At 64.6% G+C, this 25,432-nt stretch carries 21 protein-coding genes and 1 pseudogene; 11 read left to right on the top strand and 11 right to left on the bottom strand.

Features of this window, described 5'->3' with window-relative positions:
- Positions 1 to 17: 17 nt before the first annotated feature.
- From glyS to BRPE64_RS01950, 6 genes are all read left to right on the top strand, one after another.
- Entirely contained in the window at positions 18 to 2,117 is a 2,100-nt protein-coding gene (gene glyS / locus BRPE64_RS01975; protein WP_016344335.1) for a glycine--tRNA ligase subunit beta, read from the top strand.
- Positions 2,118 to 2,126: 9 nt separating this feature from the next.
- A complete protein-coding gene (gmhB, locus tag BRPE64_RS01970) occupies positions 2,127 to 2,684 on the top strand; it encodes a D-glycero-beta-D-manno-heptose 1,7-bisphosphate 7-phosphatase (protein WP_016344334.1) in 558 nt (185 codons plus the stop codon).
- Positions 2,685 to 2,710: 26 nt separating this feature from the next.
- Positions 2,711 to 3,484 (top strand): lysophospholipid acyltransferase family protein, encoded by a 774-nt coding sequence (locus BRPE64_RS01965; RefSeq protein WP_016344333.1) that lies wholly within the window; start codon positions 2,711 to 2,713, stop codon positions 3,482 to 3,484.
- An 82-nt stretch (positions 3,485 to 3,566) separates the two neighbouring features.
- The gene (locus BRPE64_RS01960; protein WP_044041884.1) at positions 3,567 to 4,487 is read left to right on the top strand and encodes a M48 family metallopeptidase; all 921 of its coding nucleotides are present in this window, start codon (positions 3,567 to 3,569) and stop codon (positions 4,485 to 4,487) included.
- A gap of 130 nt (positions 4,488 to 4,617) precedes the next feature.
- Positions 4,618 to 5,004, top strand: a complete 387-nt coding sequence (gene gloA, locus BRPE64_RS01955) for a lactoylglutathione lyase (protein WP_044041122.1) — start codon at positions 4,618 to 4,620, stop codon at positions 5,002 to 5,004.
- Positions 5,005 to 5,192: 188 nt separating this feature from the next.
- Positions 5,193 to 6,122, top strand: coding sequence for a DMT family transporter (locus tag BRPE64_RS01950; protein ID WP_016344330.1), 930 nt, complete (start codon positions 5,193 to 5,195; stop codon positions 6,120 to 6,122).
- A gap of 15 nt (positions 6,123 to 6,137) precedes the next feature.
- Here BRPE64_RS01950 and BRPE64_RS01945 read toward each other — a convergent pair whose 3' ends face one another.
- A complete protein-coding gene (locus BRPE64_RS01945; protein ID WP_016344329.1) occupies positions 6,138 to 7,151 on the bottom strand; it encodes a DedA family protein/thiosulfate sulfurtransferase GlpE in 1,014 nt (337 codons plus the stop codon).
- A 194-nt stretch (positions 7,152 to 7,345) separates the two neighbouring features.
- Here BRPE64_RS01945 and BRPE64_RS01940 point away from each other — a divergent pair, with 194 nt between their 5' ends.
- Positions 7,346 to 8,206, top strand: a complete 861-nt coding sequence (locus BRPE64_RS01940; RefSeq protein ID WP_016344328.1) for an MBL fold metallo-hydrolase — start codon at positions 7,346 to 7,348, stop codon at positions 8,204 to 8,206.
- A gap of 10 nt (positions 8,207 to 8,216) precedes the next feature.
- On the opposite strand, the gene BRPE64_RS01935 is transcribed toward BRPE64_RS01940, so the two are convergent.
- Positions 8,217 to 8,933 carry a FadR/GntR family transcriptional regulator gene (locus BRPE64_RS01935; protein ID WP_044041120.1) on the bottom strand — a complete coding sequence of 239 codons (717 nt, stop codon included), beginning with the start codon at positions 8,931 to 8,933 and terminating at the stop codon, positions 8,217 to 8,219.
- A 132-nt stretch (positions 8,934 to 9,065) separates the two neighbouring features.
- Here BRPE64_RS01935 and dgoD point away from each other — a divergent pair, with 132 nt between their 5' ends.
- On the top strand, positions 9,066 to 10,214 hold the full coding sequence (gene dgoD / locus BRPE64_RS01930; protein WP_016344326.1) for a galactonate dehydratase: 1,149 nt from the start codon (positions 9,066 to 9,068) through the stop codon (positions 10,212 to 10,214).
- Positions 10,215 to 10,220: 6 nt separating this feature from the next.
- Here dgoD and pabB read toward each other — a convergent pair whose 3' ends face one another.
- From pabB to grpE, 5 genes and pseudogenes are all read right to left on the bottom strand, one after another.
- Complete coding sequence (pabB, locus tag BRPE64_RS01925) at positions 10,221 to 12,029, bottom strand: aminodeoxychorismate synthase component I (protein WP_044041883.1); 1,809 nt, start codon at positions 12,027 to 12,029, stop codon at positions 10,221 to 10,223.
- 27 nt (positions 12,030 to 12,056) lie between these two features.
- Positions 12,057 to 13,193, bottom strand: a complete 1,137-nt coding sequence (dnaJ, locus tag BRPE64_RS01920; RefSeq protein WP_016344324.1) for a molecular chaperone DnaJ — start codon at positions 13,191 to 13,193, stop codon at positions 12,057 to 12,059.
- Between the two features lie 252 nt (positions 13,194 to 13,445).
- Positions 13,446 to 15,401, bottom strand: coding sequence for a molecular chaperone DnaK (gene dnaK / locus BRPE64_RS01915; RefSeq protein ID WP_016344323.1), 1,956 nt, complete (start codon positions 15,399 to 15,401; stop codon positions 13,446 to 13,448).
- Positions 15,402 to 15,555: 154 nt separating this feature from the next.
- Positions 15,556 to 15,873 (bottom strand): annotated as a pseudogene (locus BRPE64_RS01910) (thioredoxin family protein).
- Between the two features lie 49 nt (positions 15,874 to 15,922).
- Positions 15,923 to 16,528 (bottom strand): nucleotide exchange factor GrpE, encoded by a 606-nt coding sequence (gene grpE, locus BRPE64_RS01905; RefSeq protein ID WP_044041113.1) that lies wholly within the window; start codon positions 16,526 to 16,528, stop codon positions 15,923 to 15,925.
- Between the two features lie 360 nt (positions 16,529 to 16,888).
- On the opposite strand from grpE, the gene BRPE64_RS33390 reads away from it, so the two are divergent.
- Positions 16,889 to 17,050 (top strand): hypothetical protein, encoded by a 162-nt coding sequence (locus BRPE64_RS33390; protein WP_016344319.1) that lies wholly within the window; start codon positions 16,889 to 16,891, stop codon positions 17,048 to 17,050.
- Here the strand turns inward: BRPE64_RS33390 and BRPE64_RS01900 are convergent.
- The 3 genes from BRPE64_RS01900 to hrcA form a co-directional block, all read right to left on the bottom strand.
- Positions 17,022 to 17,429: an RNA-binding S4 domain-containing protein gene (locus BRPE64_RS01900; protein ID WP_016344318.1), complete on the bottom strand. Its 408-nt coding sequence runs from the start codon at positions 17,427 to 17,429 to the stop codon at positions 17,022 to 17,024. The two genes, BRPE64_RS33390 and BRPE64_RS01900, sit on opposite strands and share 29 nt — an antisense overlap.
- A 25-nt stretch (positions 17,430 to 17,454) precedes the next feature.
- Positions 17,455 to 18,522, bottom strand: coding sequence for a ferrochelatase (hemH, locus tag BRPE64_RS01895; protein ID WP_016344317.1), 1,068 nt, complete (start codon positions 18,520 to 18,522; stop codon positions 17,455 to 17,457).
- 141 nt (positions 18,523 to 18,663) lie between these two features.
- Positions 18,664 to 19,680 (bottom strand): heat-inducible transcriptional repressor HrcA, encoded by a 1,017-nt coding sequence (hrcA, locus tag BRPE64_RS01890; RefSeq protein WP_044041112.1) that lies wholly within the window; start codon positions 19,678 to 19,680, stop codon positions 18,664 to 18,666.
- A gap of 186 nt (positions 19,681 to 19,866) precedes the next feature.
- On the opposite strand from hrcA, the gene BRPE64_RS01885 reads away from it, so the two are divergent.
- On the top strand, positions 19,867 to 20,763 hold the full coding sequence (locus BRPE64_RS01885; RefSeq protein ID WP_016344315.1) for an NAD kinase: 897 nt from the start codon (positions 19,867 to 19,869) through the stop codon (positions 20,761 to 20,763).
- Positions 20,764 to 20,795: 32 nt separating this feature from the next.
- Entirely contained in the window at positions 20,796 to 22,451 is a 1,656-nt protein-coding gene (gene recN / locus BRPE64_RS01880) for a DNA repair protein RecN (RefSeq protein WP_016344314.1), read from the top strand.
- Positions 22,452 to 22,471: 20 nt separating this feature from the next.
- Here recN and glnE read toward each other — a convergent pair whose 3' ends face one another.
- Positions 22,472 to 25,264, bottom strand: coding sequence for a bifunctional [glutamate--ammonia ligase]-adenylyl-L-tyrosine phosphorylase/[glutamate--ammonia-ligase] adenylyltransferase (glnE, locus tag BRPE64_RS01875; RefSeq protein ID WP_044041111.1), 2,793 nt, complete (start codon positions 25,262 to 25,264; stop codon positions 22,472 to 22,474).
- Positions 25,265 to 25,432 lie beyond the last annotated feature (168 nt).

Here is a 25,432-nt window from a genome sequence, read left to right as displayed (position 1 = left end):
CGAGGCTCGACAGAACAATGACGCAATCCCATACCGCTTCCCTGCTCGTCGAGCTGTTGACCGAAGAACTGCCGCCCAAGGCGCTCGCGCGCCTGGGCACCGCTTTCGCCGATGGCATCGTGGAGCGCCTGGCCGCGCGCGATCTGATCGAAGGCGCGCCCCAGGTCGAAAAATACGCGACGCCGCGCCGCCTCGCCGTGCTCGTCAAGAACGTGCGCGATGTCGCGCCGGAAAAACAGGTGCGCGAAAAAGTGCTGCCTGTCACGGTCGCGCTCGACAAGGAAGGCAATCCCACGCCGCCGCTCGCGAAGAAACTCGCGGCGCTCGGCTTCCCCGACTTTCCGCTCGCCGAACTCGAACGCGCGCAGGACGGCAAGGCCGAAGCGTTCTTCCTGCGTTACGCGGCGCCGGGCGCCACGCTCGCCGAAGGCCTGCAAGCCGCGCTCGACGAAACCCTCGGCAAACTGCCAATTCCGAAGGTCATGACGTATCAGCGTCCGGACGGCACCAGCGTGCAGTTCGTGCGTCCGGTTCAGCGCCTGATCGCGCTGCATGGCCGCAACGTGGTCCCGGTGAGCGCGCTCGGCATCGATTCGGGCGATACCACGGTCGGCCATCGCTTCATGTCGGAAGGCTTTGTCGCGATCGCGCACGCGGACGACTACGCGCAGACGCTGCGCTCGAAAGGCCGTGTGGTCGCGGGCTTCGAAGATCGCCGCGAATCGATTCGCACGCAGTTGCTCGCGCTCGCGGGTGAAGACCGCGTCGTGATGCCCGAGGCGCTGCTCGACGAAGTGAACGCGCTGGTCGAATGGCCGGTCGTCTACGAATGCCGCTTCGACGAGGAGTTCCTGCAAGTGCCGCAGGAATGCCTGATCCTCACGATGCAAACCAATCAGAAGTACTTCGCGCTCACCGACCAGAACGGCCGGCTGCGCTCGCGTTTCCTGATCGTCTCGAATATCGATACGAAGACGCCGGGCGAGATCGTCGAAGGTAACGAGCGCGTCGTGCGCCCGCGTCTCGCCGATGCGAAGTTCTTCTTCACGCAGGACAAGAAGAAGCGTCTCGAAGATCGCGTGCCGCTGCTCGCGAACGTCGTCTATCACAACAAGCTCGGTTCGACGTTGCAACGCGTCGAGCGGCTCGAAGCACTCGCAGGCGAAATCGCGCCGATGATCGGTGTCGATGCCGCGCTCACGCGCCGCGCCGCGCGTCTCGCGAAGGCGGACCTGCTGACCGATATGGTCGGCGAGTTCCCCGAACTGCAAGGCACGATGGGCACCTACTACGCGCGCCACGACGGCGAGCCGGAAGAAGTCGCGCTCGCGTGCTCGGAGCACTATCAGCCGCGCTTCTCCGGCGACGAAACGCCGTCGACGGGCGTCGGCGCCGCGGTCGCGCTCGCCGACAAGCTGGAGACGATCGTCGGCATCTGGGGCATCGGGCTTGCGCCGACCGGCGAGAAAGATCCGTTCGCGCTGCGCCGTCATGCGCTGGGCGTGTTGCGTATCCTTCTGGAAAAGAAGCTGGCCATCGATTTGCGTGAATTGGTCGCGGCCGCGCAGCGCCAGTTCGCCCAAGTGCCGCACGTCGCGGATTCGACGGACGCCGTGTATGCGTTCTTCATGGACCGCCTGCGCGGCCTGTTGCGCGAACGCGGCTTCGAAGCCAACGACATCGAAGCGGTGCTGAGCCTGAGCCCGACGCGCCTCGACGACATCGTCGCGCGCCTCGACGCCGTGCGCGAATTCGCGGCACTGCCGGAAGCGGCGGCGCTCGCGGCGGCCAACAAGCGCATCTCGAACATCCTGAAGAAGTCGGAACAGGGCGCGCCGTCGGCGGTGAATCGCGAACTGCTCGTCGAAGCGGCGGAGAAGAATCTGTACGCGCAGATCGAGCAAGTGAGCCCGCGCGTGCAGAGCCAGCTCGCCGCGCGCAACTATACGGAAGCGCTCACGGCGCTTGCCGCGCTGCGCGAAAGCGTCGACAGCTTCTTCAACGACGTGATGGTGAACGCCGAAGATCCGGCGCTGCGCAACAACCGCTTAGCCCTGCTCAACGCGCTGCATCAGCAGATGAACTGCGTCGCGGATATTTCCAAGCTCGCTGCATAAACGCCGCCCATGGTCATGAATCGAAAACTGGTCATCCTCGATCGCGACGGCGTGATCAACGTCGATTCCGATGCGTTCATCAAGTCGCCGGACGAATGGGTCGCCATTCCCGGCAGCCTCGAAGCGATCGCGCGCCTGAATCAGGCGGGCTATCGCGTGGCGATCGCATCGAACCAGTCGGGCATCGGGCGCGGTCTGTTCGACATGGCCGCGCTCAACGCAATGCATCAGAAGATGAATCGCGCGGCGGCGGCCGTCGGCGGGCGTATCGACGCGGTGTTCTTCTGCCCGCATACCGCCGAGGATCAGTGCGATTGCAGAAAGCCTAAGCCCGGCATGCTGCAGCAGATCATCGACCGGTTCGAGATCGACGCGGAGGACACGCCTGTTGTCGGCGACTCGCTGCGCGATCTTCAGGCGGGCGTGACGCTCGGCTTTCCGGTTCATCTCGTGCTGACCGGCAAAGGCCAGAAAACGCTTGCGGAGGGCAATCTGCCCGAAGGCACCGCCGTTCACAAGGATCTGCGCGCGTTCGCGCTCGATTTCCTCGCGCGGCATCAAGACTGACCGGCCGTTCGTATCACTGAGACTCCATGCGCTTCGTCCGTTCGTTGTTGTTGATGGTCTACTTGATCGTGTACACGGTGCCGTACGCGATCGCGTGCTTCATTGCGTTTCCGTTCATGCGCGCCGACAAGCGCTACTGGATGGCCGCGGGCTGGTGCAAGTCGACCATCGTCGTGCTGCGGCATCTGATCGGCATTCGCTACGAGATTCAGGGCGCAGAGAATTTGCCCGATGGTCCGGCCGTGTTGCTCTCGAAGCATCAGTCTGCCTGGGAGACGCTCGCGTTTCCCGCGCTGATGCCGCGTCCGCTCTGCTACGTCTTCAAGCGCGAGTTGCTCTACGTGCCGTTCTTCGGCTGGGCGCTCGGTCTGCTCAAGATGGTCCATATCGATCGCAAGCAGGGCCGCGATGCGTTCGTGTCGGTCACGCGTCAGGGCCGCGCGCGCATGGACGAAGGCGCGTGGGTGATCATGTTTCCTGAGGGCACGCGCACGCGCGTCGGCAGTCAGGGCAAGTACAAGACCGGCGGCGCGCGCTTCGCGGTGGCGACGGGCGCGCCGGTCGTGCCGATCGCGCATAACGCGGGGCACGTCTGGCCGCGCAATTCCTTCATCAAATATGCGGGTATAGTCACGGTGTCGATTGGAAAGCCGATCGACACCGCCGGCCTCACGCCCGAGGAAGTCAATGCGCGCGTCGAAAGCTGGATCGAGACGGAAATGCGCCGCATCGATCCACACGCTTACACCGCGCCGTATGCACAGCCCGGTGAAACCGGCGCCGCGGGCGCGGGCCGCTGAGCGGCAGCGCATTCAATCGAGCCGCGGCGTGCCTTATTCGTTCTTCTCGTCATTCCTGCGCCGTGAGCGCAAAGCCGAACCGATGCAGAAGCCCCCATCGCGGCAGCGTCCCGCCGTCGCGCTCGATACCCTGCAACTCGATCTTCCGTTCGAGCATGCACCCGCCTACTCCGGCACCACGCCCGCGAGCGCGCCGGCTCCGCTGCGCGGCGACATCCCGAGCGCCGATCCCGCTCCGATCCTCACGCCCGCCGCGCCGAGCACGCCCTTGCCCGATGGCGTGCGCCTGCGCCGCATCGTGCTCAAGGCGGGCGCGCTGGACTACCGGCTGAAGCGTTCGGCGCGTCGCACGATCGGCTTTTGTATCGACGGCACCGGGCTTGCGATCACCGCGCCGCGCTGGGTGACGATCGCGGACATCGAAAGCGCGATCCTCGACAAGCAGCACTGGATCGTCAAGAAGCTGACCGAATGGCAGACGCGCGTCGAGCAGCGCGCGCTGCCGCGCATCGAATGGCGCGACGGCACGCAGTTTCCGTATCTCGGCAAGACAATCAGCGTGTCGCTCGGCTCGGGCGCGAATGCACTGTCCTTCGATGACGAGACCAACGTGCTGTCGCTCGCTTTGCCCGCGCACGCGGACGCGCAGCAGATCAAGGATCGCGTGCAGGGCTGGCTGCAGAGCGAAGCGAAGCGCATCTTCGGCGCGCGGCTCGCGGTCTATGCGGCGCGGCTCGGCGTGGAGTTTCGCGCGTACGCGTTGTCGTCGGCGGCAACGCGTTGGGGCAGTTGTTCGAGCGACGGCAAGATTCGCCTCAACTGGCGGCTCATCCATTTTCCGCTGTCGATCATCGATTACGTGGTCGCGCACGAACTCGCGCATCTTCGCGAGATGAATCACAGCCCGCGTTTCTGGCAGACGGTCGAGTCGATCTTCCCCGAGTTCCGCGAGGCGCGCCATACGCTCAAGCATCATCCGCCGGACTTGCTGCCGGCGCTCTGAGGCGGCGCCAGCGCGCAACAATCCGCGACGGTACAATTTCCGGATGCGTCCGAAAAGCGGCCTTCAGTGACCGCATTGTCAAACGGACGCGCTCCTGTCCTCCTCGCATCCACATAACAGGAACCCCACCATGCGACTCCTTCACACGATGCTGCGCGTCGGCGACCTGCAGCGTTCCATCGATTTCTACACGCGCATTCTCGGCATGAAAGTGCTGCGTCAAAGCGAAAACACCGAGTACAAGTACACGCTCGCGTTCGTCGGCTACGGCCCGGAAACCGAGAACAGCGTGCTCGAACTGACCTACAACTGGGGCGTCGAGAAATACGACATGGGTTCGGCGTATGGCCACATCGCGCTCGAAGTCGAGAGCGCAGCCGATGCGTGCGAGCGCATCCGACAGGCGGGCGGCAAGGTTACGCGCGAAGCCGGTCCCGTGAAGGGCGGCACGACGGTGATCGCGTTCGTCGAAGATCCGGATGGCTACAAAGTCGAGCTGATCGAAAAGCATTCCTGATGCACGCATGACCTCGCGCGCCGCACATTCGTCGCGGCGCGCGCTTTCCGCACATCCAAGCAATTCCACGGTCGCGACCCGATCTTTCCCTCGCGCCGCTCGTTCGCTGGCACAATCGACGCTCCAAATCAGTGCATGGCCGATGCGCACGTCGCGCAGGCTAAGTCACATCACGCCACGAGCCGCCGATGAGCACGCCTTCCCTCGCCCTGCGCCGCGCCCCGGACGCCACCGCCATCATCGTGATGATCGCGCTGTGCGGCGCGTGGGGCTTTCAGCAAGTCGCCATCAAGGAAGCGAACGCGTCGATTCCGCCGATCCTGCAAGCCGGCATTCGTTCGCTGATCGCGACGCTGCTCGTCTGGCTCTGGACGCGCTCACGCGGCGTGCCGCTCTTTCAGCGCGACGATACGCTGCCCGCCGGGTTGCTCGCGGGCCTGTTGTTCGGCGGGGAATTCGTCTGCATTTTCTTCGGCCTGAGCCTCACGACCGCGACGCGCATGGCCGTGTTCCTCTACACCGCGCCCTGCTTCACCGCGCTCGGGCTGCACTGGTTCGTCGCCGGCGAACGGCTCGCACGCGCGCAGTGGTGCGGTATCGCGCTGGCGTTCTGCGGCATGGCGCTCGCGTTCGCGGACGGCTTCCTGCACGGCAACCCGAACGGCGCATCGACGTGGCAGGGCATCGCGGGCGATACGCTCGGCGTCTTGGCCGGTCTCTTCTGGGCCGCGACGACGGTCGTGGTGCGCGCATCGACGCTCGCGCATGCAAGCGCGAGCAAGACGCTCTTCTATCAACTGGCGGTGTCGGCGGTGTTGCTGCTCGCGCTGGCGGCGGGCGTCGGGCAGACGCATATCGGGGTGGTGTCGCCGCTCGCGATCGCGAGTCTCGCGTATCAGGCGATCGTCGTCGCGTTCATCAGCTATCTGACGTGGTTCTGGCTGCTCACGCGCTACATGGCGTCGCGGCTGTCGGTCTTTTCGTTTCTCACGCCGATCTTCGGCGTCACCTTCGGCGTGCTGCTGCTGGGCGAGCACTTCACCGCGCGCTTCATGATCGCCGCGGCGATGGTGCTCGCGGGCATCGCGCTCGTGAACCGGCCGGCGCGGCGCGTGTAGCGAACGCGGCCGCGCTCACTCCGGCGCGGTCGCGCGGATCGTCACCATGTCGTGATCGACGTCGTCGTCATCGGTGGGCGCATGCAGATGTTCCGTCGGAATCGGCTCGATCGGATAGCCGTGCTTCTCCCACGCATCGAGCCCGCCCTTCAGCGGACGCACGTTCCGGAAGCCTTTCGAGCGCATCTGCCGCGCGATGAGCTTCGCCGTCGCCTCGTTCGGGCAGACGCAATACACGACCACTTCGTGCTCCGCGTACAGCTGATCGGTGCGCTCGGGCGAATCGAGATCCAGCGAGATCGCGCCCGTGATGCGATACGGCTCGCGCCGCCGCACTTCGGGCGGCCGCGCGTCGTAGATCACGGGCGGCGTGTCGGAGCGCATCATCGTGTCGAGCTGATCGGGCGTGATGTGATACTTCTCGAGCCACTGGCGAAACTGCACGCGCCGGATCCATCGATACAGCATGAAGCCGATCGCCACCATCGCGAGCATGTCGATCAGCGTCGTGCCGTTGGCGCGCACCAGCATGATGAGCCGGTCGATGTGCGCCTGCAGCGCCGCGCCGCCGAGCATCCAGAAGCTCGCCCACGCCGTCGCGCCGATCAGATCCCACAGAAGAAAGACGCGCACCTCGATCTGCGTCGTGCCGAGCAGCGGCGCCGACACGAGCCCGAGCCCCGGCACGAACTTCGACAGCGCGAGCAGCGGCACGCCGAACCGCTCGAACCAGCGGCGCGCGGTGCGCAGTGTGGAATCGATCGACAGCGAAAACCGCACGAGCGAATTGAGAAAGCGCCGGCCATAGAGGCGGCCCGCGGCGAACCACAGCGAATCGGCGATCAGCACGGCGAGCACGGCCGCCGCGAGCATTTGCCAGAACGGCACGTTGCCGGCGGCGACGAGCGTGCCGGCGAGAATCAGCATCGGCGCGGCGGGGACCGGCACGCCGAGCTGTGTCGCGAGGACGCTGACGAAGACGGCCCACGCGCCCCATGACGACGCAAGCGAAGTCGGGACGTGCGGCATTCGAAACCCTTTGAGCGAGCTTTCGTTGACGTGGCGAACGGCGCGTGCGCGGTTGCCACAAAGGGTTACACTTTATCGCGATCCTGACAAAGACGCCCAATCGGCCGGTTCAGAAGGCGGCTGTGACGAGGCGATTTTCGATCAGCAGGCGGCGAGCGGGCAGCGAGACCCGTGACGCATCCGGGAGAACCAGCGTGCAACCGATCATTCAGGCTTTCTTCGATATCCGCACCGGGACGTTGACGTATGTCGTCTACGAGAAGGCCGGAACGGCTGCGGCCATCATCGATTCCGTGCTCGATTACGACCCGAACGCCGCGCGCACGTCGACACGCTCGGCGGACGCGGTCATCGCCTTCGTGCGCGAGCAGCGGCTCGATATCGAATGGATTCTGGAGACGCACGCGCACGCCGATCATCTTTCGGCGGCGCCGTATCTGAAGCGCATGCTCGGCGGGAAGATCGGCATCGGCGAATCAATACGCACCGTGCAGGGCGTGTTCAAGAAAATCTTCGATCTGGAGCCCGAGTTCCAGCTCGACGGATCGCAGTTCGATCATCTTTTCAGCGACGGCGAGCGCTTCATGATCGGCGCGCTGGAGGCGCACGCGCTCTTCGTGCCCGGCCATACGCCCGCCGACATGGCGTACCAGATTAACGACGCGGTGTTCGTCGGCGACACGCTGTTCATGCCGGACGTCGGCACCGCGCGCTGCGATTTTCCCGGCGGCGATGCACGCACGCTGTATCGCTCGATCCAGCGTCTGCTCGCGCTCGACCCCGACACGCGGCTGTTCGTCTGCCACGACTATCCGCCCGACACGCGCCCGCCGCGCTGGCAAGCCACGGTGCGCGAGCAGCGTGAGCACAATATTCACGTGGGTGGGGGCCAAGGGGAAGACGCGTTCGTCACGATGCGCGAAGCCCGCGACGCGACGCTCGGCATGCCGACGCTCATCCTGCCGGCGATACAGGTCAACATCCGCGCGGGCCATTTCCCCGACGCGGCCGGCAACGGCACGACCTATCTCAAGCTTCCGCTGAACGCGCTCTGATTCGCGGCGCTTATCCTTCGATACGTTCGCGCGTCACGCCGAGCAGATCGGCCATTGCGCGGCGCGCGGCGGCGGCATCGCGGGCGACGATCGCATCGAACACGGCCGTGTGCTCCGCCAGCGACGCGTTGTAGACCTCGGCGCGTTTTGCGTTCAGGCGCAACTGGCCTTCGAGCGTGCGCTCGATCAGCGCGCCGAGCGGAATCAGCAGTTCGTTGCTGCACGCGGCAAGCACGCAGAGATGGAAGTCGAGGTCGGCACGCACCCATTCGTCGACGTTCTGCGCATCGACCATTGCCCGATGCGCGCGCGTGAGCCGCTCGCATGCGGGCGCCTCGTGATTCCCGGCGGCGAGCGCGGCGGCGTACGGCTCGATCATCTCGCGCATTTCCTGGAGCTTGAGCGCGAACTGCAGCGGCGGCGCGACGCGCGAGTACCACTCGAGCATGTCGGCGTCGAGCAGGTTCCACGCATCTCTCGGACGCACGCGTGTGCCGACCTTCGGCCGCGACTCGATCAGCCCTTTCGACGTCAGCGTGCGCAGCGCCTCGCGCAGCACCGTGCGGCTCACTTCGAAGCGCGCCATCAGTTCGGCTTCGCGCGGCAACGGCGCGCCGGGCGGATGATCGCCGCGCAGAATCGCCATGCCCAGTTCGTGCGCGACGCGCCCATGCAGATCGCGATGAATAATGGTCTCCCTCCAGATAGGGGCACGATTATCGGGTATTTATCGGAAGATTCGTAAGCTTCGGACGCCTTCAGCGGCTTTGGGGAGCCCAAACAGCGATTCAATAATACTATTAATATGCCCAAATTTTCGGATTTTGCTACCATGTAAATCCTTGTCCGGAGACGCTTCATGAAAATCACGAAACTCGAAACCTTTATCGTTCCGCCGCGCTGGTGCTTCCTCAAGATCGAAACCGACGAAGGCATCACGGGCTGGGGCGAACCGGTCGTCGAAGGGCGCGCGCATACGGTCGCCGCTGCCGTCGACGAACTGTCGGACTATCTCGTCGGAAAAGATCCGCGTCATATCGAAGATCTCTGGCAGGTCATGTACCGCTCGGGCTTCTATCGCGGCGGGCCGATCGGCATGAGCGCGATCGCGGGCGTCGATCAGGCGCTGTGGGACATTCTCGGCAAGTTTCACGGCGTGCCGGTGCACGCGCTGCTGGGCGGCCAGGTGCGCGACAAGATCAAGGTCTACTCGTGGATCGGCGGCGACCGTCCGAGCGATGTCGCGAACAACGCGCGCGCCGTGGTCGAGCGCGGCTTCAAGGCCGTGAAGATGAACGGCTCGGAAGAACTGCAGATCATCGACACCTTCGACAAGGTGCAAGGCGTCATCGACAACGTGCGCGCGGTGCGCGAGGCGGTCGGGCCGAACGTGGGCATCGGCGTGGATTTCCACGGCCGCGTGCACAAGCCGATGGCGAAGGTGCTCGCGAAGGAACTCGATCCGTTCAAGCTGATGTTCATCGAGGAGCCGGTGCTGTCGGAGAACGTCGAGGCGCTGCGCGATATCGTCAATCAGACGAGCACGCCGATCGCGCTCGGCGAACGGCTCTATTCGCGCTGGGATTTCAAGCACATTCTGGCGGGCGGTTACGTGGACATCATTCAGCCGGACGCGTCGCACGCGGGCGGGCTGAGCGAATGCCGCAAGATCGCGACGATGGCCGAAGCGTATGACGTCGCGCTCGCGCTGCACTGCCCGCTCGGACCGATTGCGCTCGCCACATGCCTGCAGATCGATGCCGTGAGCTACAACGCGTTCATTCAGGAACAGAGCCTCGGCATTCACTACAACAAGGGCAACGACCTGCTCGACTACATCAAGAATCCGGAAGTCTTCAAGTACGACGACGGCATGGTGTCGATTCCGCAAGGTCCGGGCCTCGGAATCGAGGTGAACGAAGAGAAGGTCCGCGAGATGGCGAAGGTCGGCCATCGCTGGCGCAACCCGGTGTGGCGTCACGCGGATGGCAGCGTCGCCGAGTGGTGATCGCGCTCAGCGTTTAAGGCGCGCCTCGATCGCGCCGCGTAGCGCGTTGCTGATCAACAGGGCTTCGGCTCGCGACAGGTCTTCGGGCGTCAATGTGCGCTCCGCCGCGCCGAGTTCCTCGATCAGCACCGCGCGCATCACGCCCGGCAGCACGCCCGCATCGATAGGCGGCGTGAACCACTGGCCGTCGAGTTGCACGAAGACGCTCGAACGGCCACCTTCGGTCAGCTCGCCGCGCTCGTTGACGAACAGCATGTCGAACGCGCCTTCGGCTTCGGCGGCGTGCCACGCGCGATCGTAATCGGCGCGACGCGTAGTTTTGTGGCGCAGCAGCGGATCCGCCGAGGTTTGCGGCGCGAAGCCGCGCTCGGACGCGAGCAGGACATCCACCGTCTGCCGCGCCAATGCGCCAAGCGGCGCACTCGTGATCGCAATGCGCCCGCTTTTGTCGAGCGCGATACGCAAGCGATACGGCGTGCCCGCCTCGAACTGCGCGCAGTGCTGCGCGACTTGCGTGTCGAGCGCGTGTGCGTCGAACGTGAAACCGAGATAGGCGGCACTTCCCTGCAACCGCGCGACGTGCCGCGCGTAATGACGGACGCCGTTATCGCGCGTCGCGTACGTGGTCTCGAAGAGTTCGAAGCCCGGGTCCGCACCCGTCAGAAAGCGCGCTTTCAAAAGGCACTCCTCGTATTCGTCGGCGGCGACGCTGTCGAGCACGATGCCCGCGCCGATGCCGAGCACGCCGCGCGCACCCGTCGCATCGACGACGAGCGTGCGGATCGCCACCGAAAGACAAAAGTCGCCGCTCGCATCGAGCCAGCCGATCGCGCCAGTGTAGAGCCCGCGCGGCGTGCTTTCGATTGCGTCGATCAACTGCATCGTGCGGTATTTCGGCGCGCCGGTGATCGAGCCGCACGGAAACAGCGCCCGCACGATGCCATCGAACGACGTACCGGCAATCACCCGCGCCTCGATGGTCGAGGTCATTTGCCAGACCGACGCGTAAGGCTCGACCGAAAACAGCGCCGGCACGTTCACCGAACCCGTGACCGCCACGCGCGACATGTCGTTGCGCAGCAAGTCGACGATCATCACGTTCTCGGCGCGGTTCTTCGGATCGTGGCGAAGCGCTTCGGGATCGGCCTCGCGCGGCGCGGTGCCTTTCATCGGCCGGGCGCGCAACAAATCGCCGTGTTTCTCGACGAACAATTCGGGCGAGCACGACACGACCGTCCTGCCATCCGGCAGTGCGATGAACGCGCCGTAGTGCACGGCCTGCCGCTCACGCAGCCGTCGATACAGCGCGACAGGCGCGCCGAAGACGTCGAAGTTCAGCCGGTACGTGTAGTTGATCTGATACGACTCGCCTTCGCGCAAGGCGTCGTGGACGGCGTCGATCGCGGCATCGAATTCGGCGCGCGTGACGCTCGGCTCGATGCCCGCGACGCCCGCCGTGGAAGGCGTGGGCGCGTGCCCGTCGCGCGCTGCGAGCCACGCGCTGGCTTCGTCGCGGGAAAGATGCGTGCAGCCGCGAAACATGAGCACGCGCAAGGCGTGGTCGTCGCCGCGGAGGGGTTCGCTGGTCTTGCCGAACTGAAGATCACGCCCGAACTCGTAATCCGCGACGACGACCGCATGCAGCCCGCCTTGCAGATCGCGCTCGACGTCGCGGCACACGGCGTCCAGCGCACGGCCGTCCACGCACACGCGTTCGTGCGCGAAGTCGGTGTACAAACGACTCGACCGCCTTTCGGCGGTCGCGTCGCAATCGTCGAGCAGCGCGAATACCGCGCCGCGCTCTTCAGTCGTCATGGTCATGCTCGACCTGCATCGACCGCATCAATCGAAGAAGCTCTTCACGCGGTCAAACCAGCTCTTGCTCTGCGGGCTGTGGCGCGCGCCGCCTTCGGACAGCGACTTCTCGAACTGCTTGAGCAGATCGCGCTGCTGCTCCGTGAGCTTGACCGGCGTTTCCACCTGCACGTGCACGTAAAGATCACCGGCGATGCTCGAACGCAAACCCTTGATGCCCTTGCCACGCAGACGGAACGTCTTGCCCGACTGCGTGCCTTCCGGCACCGTGAAGCTCGCGCGGCCCGCGAGCGTCGGCACTTCGATCTCGCCGCCGAGCGCCGCCGTGGTGAACGGAATGGGCATCTGGCAATGGAGGTCGTCGCCGTCGCGCTCGAACACCGAGTGCTGCTTGATGTGGATTTCCACATACAGGTCGCCGCTCGGACCGCCGTTGATGCCCGGCTCGCCGTTGCCCGCCGAGCGGATGCGCATGCCGTCGTCGATGCCCGCCGGAATCTTCACTTCCAGCGTCTTCGTTTCCTTCACCTTCCCCGCGCCGTGGCAGTTCGCGCACGGATCGGGAATGTAGGTGCCGCTGCCGTGACACTTCGGGCACGTCTGCTGGATGCTGAAAAAACCCTGCGACATGCGCACCTGGCCCTGACCATGACAGGTCGGGCAGGTTTCGGGCTTGGTGCCGGCCTTCGCACCCGAGCCGTGGCAGACGTTGCAGTTGACCCAACTCGGCACGCGAATCTGCGTGTCGTAGCCGTGCGCCGCCTGCTCCAGCGTGATTTCCATGCTGTAGCGCAGATCTGCGCCGCGATACACCTGCGGTCCGCCGCGACCGCCGCGCGCAGCGCCGCCCGCGGCCTGTCCGAAGATGTCGCCGAAGATGTCGCCGAAGGCATCCGCGAACCCGCCGAAACCCTGTGCACCCGCGCCCGCCATGTTCGGATCGACGCCCGCGTGGCCGTACTGATCGTACGCGGCGCGCTTTTGCTGGTCGGAGAGCATTTCGTAGGCTTCCTTCGCCTCCTTGAAATTCTCTTCCGCCTTCTTGTTGTCCGGATTGCGGTCAGGGTGATACTTCATCGCGAGCTTGCGATACGCCTTCTTGATCTCGTCGTCGCTCGCGTTTTTTGCGACGCCGAGAACGTCGTAGTAATCCCGTTTCGCCATGTCGGTTCGATTCCGCCGCGCGTCACGCGACGGTTCCTCTGAGATGCTGCGAGCCTTGCAGCCCGCGCGTAAACCTCTGACGCCCGGCTCAAATGATGCTTCGAACCGGATGCCTCTTAAAAACAACGTGCCCGGAGAGCCGCAAAGCTCGCCAGGCGCGTTCCACGTCAGACGCCGGACGCGTCCGCTTCTCTTCGCCTGACGGCGAAAAGGCCGCGGGCGCGGGACGTTGCCATCGCGCGCCCTTGCGGCTTAGTCCTTCTTCACTTCCTTGAAGTCGGCGTCGACAACGTCGTCATGGTGCTGGCTCGCGCCCGCATCCGCCGAAGCGCCCGCGCCTGCTGCACCAGCCGCCGCACCCGCCGCGCCCTGCTGCGCCTGCATGTCGGCGTACATCTTTTCGCCGAGCTTCTGCGACGCGGTAGCCAGCGCCTCGACCTTCGCTTCGATCGTGGCCTTGTCGCTTGCGTTGTTCTTCAGCGCGTCTTCGAGATCCTTCAGCGCCGCTTCGATCTTTTCCTTCTCGCTGGCGTCCACCTTGTCGCCGTATTCGGCAACCGCCTTCTTCGTGCTGTGAACGAGCGCGTCACCCTGATTGCGGGCGTCGGCCAGTTCGCGCAGCTTGCGATCTTCGTCGGCGTTGGCTTCGGCGTCCTTCACCATCTTGTCGATTTCCGCGTCCGTCAGACCCGAGTTCGCCTTGATGGTGATCTTGTTTTCCTTGCCCGTTGCCTTGTCCTTCGCGCCGACGTGCAGAATGCCGTTCGCGTCGATGTCGAAGGTCACTTCGATCTGCGGCGTGCCGCGCGGTGCGGGCGGAATGCCTTCGAGATTGAACTCGCCGAGCAGCTTGTTGCCCACGGCCATTTCACGCTCGCCCTGGAACACCTTGATGGTCACGGCGCCCTGGTTGTCGTCCGCCGTCGAATACACTTGCGCGTGCTTCGTCGGGATGGTCGTGTTCTTGTTGATCATCTTCGTCATCACGCCGCCGAGCGTTTCGATGCCGAGCGACAAAGGCGTCACGTCGAGCAGCAGCACGTCCTTGCGGTCGCCCGACAGAACCTGGCCCTGAATCGCGGCGCCCACGGCCACGGCTTCGTCCGGGTTCACGTCACGGCGCGGTTCCTTGCCGAAGAATTCCTTCACCTTCTCCTGCACCTTCGGCATACGCGTCATGCCGCCGACGAGGATCACGTCGTCGATATCGCCAACCTTCACGCCCGCATCCTTGATCGCGATGCGGCACGGTTCGATCGTGCGTTCGATGAGCTCTTCGACGAGCGCTTCGAGCTTGGCGCGCGTGAACTTGAGGTTCAAATGCTTCGGACCCGACGCGTCTGCCGTGATGTACGGCAGGTTGATGTCGGTCTGCGCCGTCGACGACAGTTCGATCTTCGCCTTTTCAGCCGCTTCCTTCAGGCGTTGCAGCGCGAGCACGTCTTTCGACAGATCGACGCCCTGCTCTTTCTTGAACTCGCCGATGATGTAATCGATGATGCGCTGGTCGAAGTCTTCACCGCCCAAGAACGTGTCGCCGTTGGTGGAGAGCACTTCGAACTGCATTTCACCGTCGACGTCCGCGATTTCGATGATCGAGATATCGAACGTGCCGCCGCCCAGGTCGAACACGGCAATCTTGCGGTCGCCCTTTTCGGCTTTGTCGAGACCGAACGCGAGCGCGGCTGCGGTCGGTTCGTTGATGATGCGCTTGACTTCCAGACCGGCGATGCGGCCCGCGTCCTTCGTTGCCTGACGCTGGCTGTCGTTGAAGTACGCCGGAACCGTGATGACGGCTTCCGTCACCGGCTCGCCGAGGTAGTCTTCAGCGGTCTTCTTCATCTTGCGCAGGACTTCGGCGGAAACCTGCGACGGCGCGAGGTTCTTGCCGTGCGCTTCGACCCATGCATCGCCGTTGTCGTGCTTGACGATCTTGTAGGGCATCAGGCCGATGTCCTTCTGCACTTCCTTCTCTTCGAAGCGGCGGCCGATCAGGCGCTTGACTGCGTACAGCGTGTTGCGCGGATTGGTGACCGACTGGCGCTTCGCCGGCGCGCCGACGAGGATTTCGTTGTCGTCGAGATACGCGATGATCGACGGCGTCGTGCGCGCGCCTTCCGAATTCTCGATGACCTTGACCTGATTGCCTTCCATCAGCGCCACGCACGAATTCGTGGTGCCGAGGTCGATGCCGATGATTTTGCCCATTTTTTATACTCTCCTAGCTTTGATCGCAATGGCGTTGCGGCGGGTGTGACGCTGGCGGGTTACGCCGATTTACCGGGCCGAACGCCCAAAATTCATACCTGTACGCAAGATAAGTGCGCCGGTTTCGATTTCAAGACCCTGCAAGCGATGCGGTCTATAACTTTTTTTGCGTGGCGCTGGTCTTCCCGCACGCCGCGCTCACTGCCGCTTCGAACTGAGCCAGCCCGTGCCGGCCGAGACGTTGCCGCAATGAAAGAAAACCCGCGTCGGTACGCCGTGCAGCATGAAGCGGCGGCCCGGTTCGCGATGCTCTTCACATTGCTGGAACCGCTTCAGGCCGAGCACGCGGATTTCATTCGCCTTTGCGAGCGGCGCCCGCTTGGCGGTCTCGCAGTTGAAGCAATCGCGAAAAACACCACGGCGAGTTCGTCGGCCGCCGACGCGAAGCACCGGCCTCGTCGAGCGCCCGCATGCCGAGCACGGCGAAGGCGGTCGCATCGACGGGCACCTCGCTACATCCCTTACTTCGGCGCCGCGACGGTGACGAGCGCCGGACGCAGCACGCGGTCGGCAATCACGTAACCCTTCTGCAGCACCGCGACGACAGTGTTCGCGTCCTGCTCGGCGGGCACCATCGAAATGGCCTGATGGCGATGCGGATCGAATTTCTCGCCGACCGGATTCACCGCGACGACGCGGCCCTTCTCGAGCGCGCCGGTCAGTTGCCGCAGCGTCAGTTCGACGCCCTCGCGCACCTTGGCCAGATCGGTCGACTGGTCCGCGAGCGCGGCCTCCAGGCTGTCCAGCACCGGCAGCAGGTGTTCCGCGAAATTCTCGATGGCGAATTTATGCGCCTTCGCGACGTCTTCCTGGCTGCGGCGGCGCACATTTTCCGTCTCCGCCTTGGCGCGCAGGAAGTCTTCCTTGAGCGCGGCGATGGTGGCCTGAGCCTCGGCAAGTGCGCTGTCGCCCGCGGTCGGCGCGGCAGCGGCTTGTGCGGATTGCGGGGCGGCCGAGTCTGCCGGAGCGGCTGCGGCCGCGGGCTGACTGGCATCGGCGGCCTGGCGCGCGGTTTCGTCGGCGGGCGTCGGGTTCTGGCTCGCTGAATTCTCTTGCGTGTTTTCCATGTCGCTGAATGTGTATTGCTGTGAGTTGAACCGGATGCGAAAGCGGCCAGCCGGCAGCGCTTGGCCGTGTTTTCGCACTAGCGGCGCAAATGTGGGCATCGAAGGCATTTTCAAGCCTTCGAAACGGATTTTTCGGACTTATTTCAGCACTTCGTGAACGGCGCAACGAGCGGTAATACGCATTTCGCCGCATCGCGCAAATTCAGATTGAGGGAAAGCCCTGAGTCGCCTACACTTCGAACAAGCACCGCAGGAAGCACGTTAACCCTAATCCTACGAATGCTTCAATCCGCTTTCAGCCCTTGCCCGTTTCCTGACTCGGCCGCTCGCTGACCGAGCAACCCGCTCTCCGGGGATACCATGAAACTGACCTTTGCTATCGCGGTGGTCGCCCTGGTACTCGTCGCGGGAACGACCACCATCTGCATGTCCGGCGCCGTGACCGACCGTAACACCGAGTACGGCGGCGTTCACGCGACCATGGAAAATTTCTTTAATCCGAACCAGCAAGTTTGTCGATAACGCGCCGGTCGCGTTTTGTCGGTCTTCCTTGCATGCCCGCGGCGGGTTCGCGGAAGGTTTTGCGCCGCTCGGCTTCGGCCACGCGTTTCGCGCGCCCTTCCTCGGTTTCGGCGTAGAGCGTCTGCGCAACGCTCGCCGGACCGCGCACGTCGCATACGCCCAGCACCTCGACCTGCCACACGATCCGCTCGATATCGATCTCCACGAGATCGCCCACGCGCACGTCCTTCGACGGCTTCACGCTCGCGCCGCCAATCTTCACGCGGCCCTTTTCGACCGCGTCGCTCGCAAGCGAACGCGTCTTGAAGAAGCGCGCCGCCCACAGCCATTTATCGATGCGCAAACGCGCGCCGGGTTCCGTCGAAATCTTGTAGTTCATCTGTGAATGCGTGTTGAAACCGGATTCATGCGACCGCCGTCAGCGGCTGCAGGGTCTGCACCGGCCAGCCCTGCAAGTGCTGCGCCGCGATTTCGCCGAGCGCCTTGATCCACGCGGGCGCCGCGTTCAGGCAGGGAATTCGATGGAAATGCTTGCCGCCGGCCTTGAGAAACTCGTCGCGCACTTCAATGCCGATTTCCTCGATGGTTTCCAGACAATCCGCCGTAAAGCCGGGACAGAACACGTCCACGCGCGTGACGCCGCCCGCGCCCAGTTCCGCGACCGTCGGCGCCGTGTACGGCTGCAGCCACTCCGCGCGCCCGAAGCGCGACTGAAACGTCACGCGGCACTCCACGGACGTGAGACCGAGCGCCGATGTGAGCAGCGACCCGGTCAGCTGACACTGGTCGTGATAGGGATCACCGAGATCCATCGTGCGCTTGGGTACGCCGTGAAAGCTCAACACGAGCTTGTCGCCGGCGGCGAAATCGGGCTGACCGTGATGCCGCCAGTAATCGCGCACCTGCTCCGCCAGCGCGCCGATATACGCGGGATGATCCGCGTAATGACGAATCGTGCGAATTTCCGGCTGATTACGCACGCGCTTGAGCGCGGAGAAGGCGTCGTCGAAGGCGGTGGCCGTGGTGGACGACGAATACTGCGGATACATCGGCAGGAGCAGGATGCGCTCGGCGCCTTCGAGCTTCAGCTGATTGAGCATGGCGCCGATGCCGGGCGTGCCGTAGCGCATCGCGTAGTCGACGATCACATGATAGTCGTTCGCCGCGAACAGCCGCCGCAAACTCTCGACCTGCTTTTCCGTGTAGACGCGCAGCGGCGAGCCTTCGGACATCCACACCTGCGCGTATTTCTTCGCCGACGCGCGCCCGCGAAACGGCAGGATCAGCCCGCGCAGAATGACTTGCCAGACCAGCGACGGAATTTCGACCACGCGCGGATCGGACAGAAACTGCGCCAGATACTTGCGCACCGCCCGCGGCGTGGGCGCGTCCGGCGTGCCGAGATTGATCAGCAGCACTGCGACGCGATGCGAAGCGCTGGGCTGCGAAGGCAACTCGAGGTCGAAACGCATAGGGCAGGCGGGCCGGGAGGGTGGTCGAAAAGGTGAGGACCATTATAGCGGCGCGTCGCTGCGCGCATCATTGGCCGAATGGCCGAGTGGCGCGGCTTCTCGCGGTCCGCCAAGATGGGGGCGAAGCAGCGTTACTGGTGACTACTGGTGACTGAGCGACATCGAAAGCAGGCGTGCGGTGATATCCACGATAGGAATCACGCGGTTGTACGCCATGCGCGTGGGTCCGATCACGCCGAGCGTGCCGACGATCTTCCCGTTGACTTCGTATGGCGCCGTCACCACGCTCATTTCCTCGATCGGCACGAGATTGCTCTCGCCGCCAATGAAGATCTGCACGCCTTGCGCGTGGCTCGAAACATCCAGCAATTGCAGGAGGCTCGTCTTTTGGTCGAACAAGTCGAAAAGCTTGCGCAGCCGCGCCATGTCGGAGGAAAGGTCCGCCACTTCGAGCAAGTTGCGCTCGCCGGAAATGAGTACGGTGTCCGTGGGATCGGTCTCGGCGGTACTTGCGACCACGGCCGCCTGCATGAGCGTGGTCATGTCGCCGCGCAATTGGTCGATTTCCTCGCGCAGGCGCCGGCGCACTTCGTCGAAGGACAGGCCCGCGAAATGCGCGTTGATGTAATTCGAAGCCTCGACGAGCTGCGAGGGCGAGTAATCGCGCTGCGTGGCCATCATGCGGTTCTGCACGTCGCCTTCCGGCGTCACGATGATAAGCAGGATGCGCTTGTCCGACAGCCGCATGAATTCGATCTGCTTGAACATGTGACTGCGGCGCGGCGTCAGCACGACGCCCGCGAACGAAGACAGACTGGACAGCACGCTCGCCGCCGCCGCGACGATCTTCTGCGGCTCCTCGCCCTGCAGGCGGGTCTTGACCGCGGTGGTCATCGCTTCGTCTTGGGGCGCTTCTACAGTCAGCATCGTGTCGACGAAAAGACGGTAGCCGCGCGGCGTAGGAATGCGGCCAGCGGATGTGTGCGGGCTCGCGACGAGACCGAGCTCCTCGAGATCCGACATGACGTTGCGGATCGTGGCGGGACTCAGTTCGAGACCCGAATGCCGTGATAACGTGCGCGAACCGACCGGCTGACCTTCGGCGATGTAGCGCTCGATCAACGTTTTGAGGAGGGTTTGTGCACGTGGGTCTAGCATGGGCAAATTTTAGCTCAACGAGTCGGGTAGCGGCGATCCGCGCCGCGTGCGCTGCGTTCGACGTCCGCTCCATTCTAGCGAGAAACAAAGGCCGGCCCCGCGCGTTGCGGCGGGACTTGTGCGTGGCGCTTGCCGCCGCCGTCACCTGCGGTTCTTTTCGCACTCTGACTATGGTGTAATGCCGGCATGGAAATCGGTCAATTCAAGACGGTCGCCCTCGTCGGGCGCACGAACACGCCCGGCATCGAGGGGCCGCTGAGAGCGCTCGCCGATCACCTGGCCGAGCAGGGCTTCGAAGTCGTGTTCGAGGCGAACACCGCGAAGGACGTCGGCGGGACGCACTATCCGGCGCTCTCCATCGCCGAGATGGGCGCGCGCGCAGACGTCGCGATCGTGCTCGGCGGCGACGGCACCATGCTCGGCATCGGCCGCCAGCTTGCGCCGTACAAGACGCCGCTCATCGGCGTGAATCATGGCCGGCTCGGTTTCATCACGGACATTCCGCTTACCGAGATGCGCGAAATCGTCCCGCAGTTGCTCGCCGGGCAGTTCGAGCGCGAGGAGCGCAGCCTGCTCGAAGCGCGCATCATGCGCGATGAGAAGCCGATCTATCACGCGCTCGCGTTCAACGACGTCGTGGTCAACCGCAGCGGCTTCTCCGGCATGGCGGAGCTGCGTGTCTCCGTCGACGGGCACTTCATGTACAACCAGCGCTCGGACGGCCTGATCGTCGCCACGCCCACCGGTTCCACGGCTTACGCGCTATCGTCGGCGGGGCCGATCCTGCATCCGCAGTTGCAAGGCTTCGTGCTCGTGCCGATCGCGCCGCATTCGTTGTCGAACCGTCCGATCGTGCTGCCCGACGATTCCAAGGTGACCATCCAGATCATCGGCGGGCGGGACGTGAACGTGAACTTCGACATGCAGTCGTTTACCGCCGTCGAGCTGAACGACGTCATCGAAGTGCGGCGTTCGAAGCATACGGTGCCGGTGCTGCATCCCGTCGGCTACAGCACGTATGCCACGCTGCGCAAGAAGCTGCACTGGAACGAGCATCCTTCGCAGGACTCGTCGATTCTCTGATCCGCCGTCCGATTCCCTTCCCCGAAGCGTCCATGCTCCGACACCTCTCCATTCGAGACTTCGTCATCGTCGCCGCGCTCGATATCGAGTTCGACTCAGGCTTCACGGTTTTTTCGGGTGAAACCGGCGCCGGCAAATCCATTCTCATCGACGCCCTCGCGCTCACGCTCGGCGCGCGCGGCGACGCGAGCATCGTGCGCACCGGCCAGTCGCGCGCGGACATCACCGCCGAATTCTCGACGCATCCGCTCGTCGTGCGCTGGCTCGACGAACACGCGCTCGGCGAAGCGGACAATGAAACGGTCATGCTGCGGCGAGTCGTCGACGCGGGCGGCCGTTCGCGCGCATTCATCAACGGCACGCCCGCGACGCTCGCGCAACTGCGCGAAGTGGGCGAAATGCTCGTCGACATTCACGGCCAGCACGCGCATCAGTTGCTGATGCGCCCGGACGCGCAGCGCGAACTCTTCGACACGCATGCGCAGTTGCTCGACACGGCGGGCGCCGTGAATCGCGCGTGGCGCGCGTGGCGCGAAGCGCAGCAGGCGGTCGAAACCGCGGAGAGCCGCGACCGCGAACTGCAGCTAGAACGTGAGCGTCTCGCGTGGCAACTGAGCGAATTCGACAAGCTCGCGCCGCAGCCCGGCGAGTGGGAAGAAGTGAGCGCGGAGCATCATCGGCTATCGCATTCGGCGAGTCTCATCGACGGCGTTCAGGCGGCGCTCGGCGCGCTCTCCGAGTCCGACGAAGCCATGATCTCGCAACTCGGCGCGATCATCTCGAAGCTGCGCGGCCTCGCCGATATCGATCCCGCCCTGAACGACGTGCTCGCGTCGCTCGAACCGGCCGAGATTCAACTGCAGGAAGCGTCGTACTCGCTATCGCACTACGCGCAGCGTCTGGAGCTCGATCCCGCGCGGCTCGCGCAGGTCGAACGGCGCATGGAACAGTTGCATTCGAGCGCGCGCAAGTTCCGCCTTCAGCCCGAGACGCTGCCCGAGGAGCACGAGTCGCGCCGCCGGCAGCTTGCCGAACTCGACGCCGCCGCCGATCTCGACGCCCTCAACGCCGCCGCCGACAAAGCGAAAAGCGCGTATCTCGATCAGGCGAAAGTGCTGTCGAAGGCGCGCGCGAAGGCCGCGAAGAATCTGTCGAAAGCGGTCACGGAAGGCATGCAGGAATTGTCGATGGCGGGCGGCAGCTTCGAAGTCGCGCTCGTGCCGCTCGCCGAAGGCGGCGCGAACGGGCTGGAACAGATCGAATTCCGCGTCGCGGGTCACGCGGGCGTCGCGCTCAGGCCGCTCGCCAAAGTCGCGTCGGGCGGCGAGCTTGCGCGCATCAGCCTTGCGCTCGCCGTGATCGCGAGCACCGCGAGCCCCACGCCCACGCTCATCTTCGACGAAGTGGACACAGGCATCGGCGGCGGCGTGGCGGAAGTGGTCGGACGGCTGCTGCATCAACTCGGTCGCGACCGTCAGGTGCTGTGCGTCACGCACTTGCCGCAAGTGGCCGCGCGCGGCGACCAGCACTTTCAGGTCGCGAAGTCCGCGGATGACGCGGGCGGCACCGTCAGCACGGTCACGCCGCTCGACAAGGGCAAGCGCATCGAGGAAGTGGCGCGCATGCTGGGCGGCCTGGAAATCACCGCGACCACCCGCAAGCACGCGAAGGAAATGCTGGCCGCCTGAGGCCTCTCAGGCAACAGAGTTCAGGCAGCCACCGCGAACACGCGCTCCCACAGCGCCATCACAAGGTCGCGTTCGGCCTGCACCTCGGCCGGAGCGACGCGCGCCTTCTCCATGCCGTCGAGCCTCAGCGTGTGCTGGAGCTTGCGGTAATGCCGGTATGCGGAGCCGATCGCATCGGCCTCTTCCGCCGTGATCAGCCCGCTTTGCGCGGCAATCTTCAGCAACGAAATGTTGCCCGCGTTGCGCACGAACTCGCGATGTTCGCGCGCATGCAGCAGCACCCAGTACTGCACGACGAATTCGATATCGACCATGCCGCCGCGATCGTGCTTCAGGTCGAACAATTCGCTGCGATTCGGATGCCCCGCCGCCACGCGCTCGCGCATCGCGACGATCTCGCGTGCGAGCGCGGCCGCATCGCGTTCCATGACGAGCACATCCGCGCGAATCGCCTCGAACTGCGCGCCGATATCGGCATCGCCCGCGCTGTAGCGTGCGCGCGAAAGCGCCTGATGTTCCCAGACCCATGCCGTGTTCGCCGCGTCGCCTTCGCGAATCTGATACCGGCGAAACGATGCGAGATCGGTCACGAGCAGACCCGATTCGCCGTTCGGACGCAGCCGCAGATCGACGTCGAAGAGCGTGCCCGCGCCCGTCGCTGCCGTGAGCCAGGTGATGAGGCGGCGCGTGAACATGGCGTAGAGGTCGGAGGCGGCGTCGTCGGGGTCGTCGTAGAGAAAGATGAGATCGAGGTCCGACGCGTAGCCGAGTTCCTTGCCGCCGAGCTTGCCGTACGCGATCACCGCGAAGCGCGGCGTCTCGCGATGCCGCTTCGGGAATTGCTGCCAGACGGTTTGCACCGTCACGTCGAGCACGGCGTCGGCGAGTTCGGACAGACGGTCGCTCACGTGCTCCACGCTCAGCCGTCCCGCGAGATCGATCAGCAGAATGCGGAACACTTCGGCCTGATGCGCGTGGCGCAGCAGATCCATCTGATGTTCCGCGTCCTCGGCCGCCTGCAGGCGCGCGAGCAGGGAGCGTTTGAATTCGGCCCAGTCGAACGGACTGGCGATGGCTTCGTCGTCGAGGAGTTCGTCGAGCAGTTGCGGATGGCGGATCAAATAACCGGCCGCCCAGCGCGAACCGCTCAGCACCGACAGCACGCGCTCGAGCGCCGCCGGATATTCGGTCAGCAACGCGAGATAAGCGCCGCGCTTGCCGATGGCTTCGAGCAGATCGAACAGACGCACGATAGTGTCGCCACGCCGTGCCGCGTCGATCGACTGCGCCGCTTCGAGCGCGCGCTGCGCGACGATGTCGAAGCGCTCGCGGCTCTGCGAAGGCAGCCCTGCATAACGCGCCGAATTCCACACGCCCGTGAGACGCGCGAGCACCGGCGCCGGGTCCGCGAAGCCTAGCTCCAGCAGACGCGAGGCGAGTTCGTCCTGCGCCGAATCGTCGGCGAGCGCGCTGCTCCAGATCCACGACGCCGCCGAATCTTCCGCGACGCCGCAGCCGCCCTGCCCGCTCACCTTGTCAGCAAAGATCGCGTCGAACTGCTGCTCGACGCGTTCGCGATGCGCGTCGAGCTTGTCCATCAGCGCGGCGTAATCGGCAAAACCGAGCGACTTCGCGAGCAGCGCGCGCTCGTCGTCGGCGACGGGCATCGCGTGCGTTTGCGCATCGTTGCGATATTGCAGGCGATGCTCGACCGTGCGCAGGAACAAATACGCCTCCGACAGCGAATCGCACACGGCGGGCGCGAGCAGGCCGTTCGCCGCCGCGCGCTGCAACACGGCGAGCGTCGGACGAATGCGGAAATCCGCCGCCTGGCCGCCGCGAATCAACTGAAACACTTGCGCGCTGAACTCGATCTCGCGGATGCCGCCGCGTCCGAGCTTGATGTCGTCGGCTTTGTCGGGACGCATCGACGCGCGCCGCCGCGCTTCCTGCCGGATCTGCTGATGCAGCGAGCGGATCGCCGCAATCACGCCGTAGTCGAGATAACGCCGGTAGATGAAGGGCGTGGCGATCGCTTCGAGCTGCTTCGCGAGACGCCGCGCCGAATCGCTCTGCGTCTCCGAGACGAGCCGTCCCTTGATCCACGCGTAGCGTTCCCACTCGCGGCCCTGCACGTAGAAATATTCTTCGAGCATGCCGAGACTGCACACGAGCGGGCCGGAATCGCCGTTGGGGCGCAGCCGCATGTCGACGCGAAACACGTAGCCGTCCTGCGTGATCTCCGCGAGCGCGCCGATCAGCCGCTTGCCGAGCCGTGTGAAGAATTCCTGCGTCGTGAGCGGCGAGCGCGTGCCGCCGGCGGTTTCGCCGTCTTCTTCATAGACGAAGATCAGATCGATATCCGACGATGCGTTAAGCTCCCGACCGCCAAGCTTGCCCATGCCGACGACGCCGAGCGTCAGCCGTTCGCCGTCGGGTCCGCGCGGTTCGCCGAAGAGCGCTTCGAGATCCGCCGAGAGCACCGCGAGCGCGCGCTGCACGGTGACTTCGGCGAGATCGGTCATTGCGCCGGTGACTTCGGCGACATTCGCCGCGCCCGCCAGATCACGCTCCATTACCGTGCAGAACACTTCGGTTCTGAGGCGCCGCAGCGCGGTCTTGAGCGCGGCTTCGTTAAGCGCACCATGTTCGGCGCACGGCACGCAGTGCGCGTCCAGGCGCGCTTCGATCCACTGGCGCGTGACGGGCGACTGCGCCCATTGCGCGACGTTCGACGCCAGTTCGGGACGCGCCGCATACGCGCGCGCCGCATAGTTGGAATAGTCGGAACTGAGAAGAGTAGCGTCGGTCATGAAAGGTTGGGTTCGCTCATTGCTTGCTGGTAAGACATAGCGCTTCATCAACCGCGCCGCGAGTCTTGCCGGGCGCGGCTTTGCGAGCATCCACGAGTGCGCAGGCAGCGGCCGTCCGTGCGGTGCCCGTGTTACATTTCAGCGTCAAACACGCAAAACTACCATATC

It is taken from the genome of Caballeronia insecticola (genome assembly GCF_000402035.1).
Classification (GTDB): Bacteria; Pseudomonadota; Gammaproteobacteria; order Burkholderiales; family Burkholderiaceae; genus Caballeronia; species Caballeronia insecticola.
This window is presented reverse-complemented; position numbering and strand designations above follow the sequence as displayed.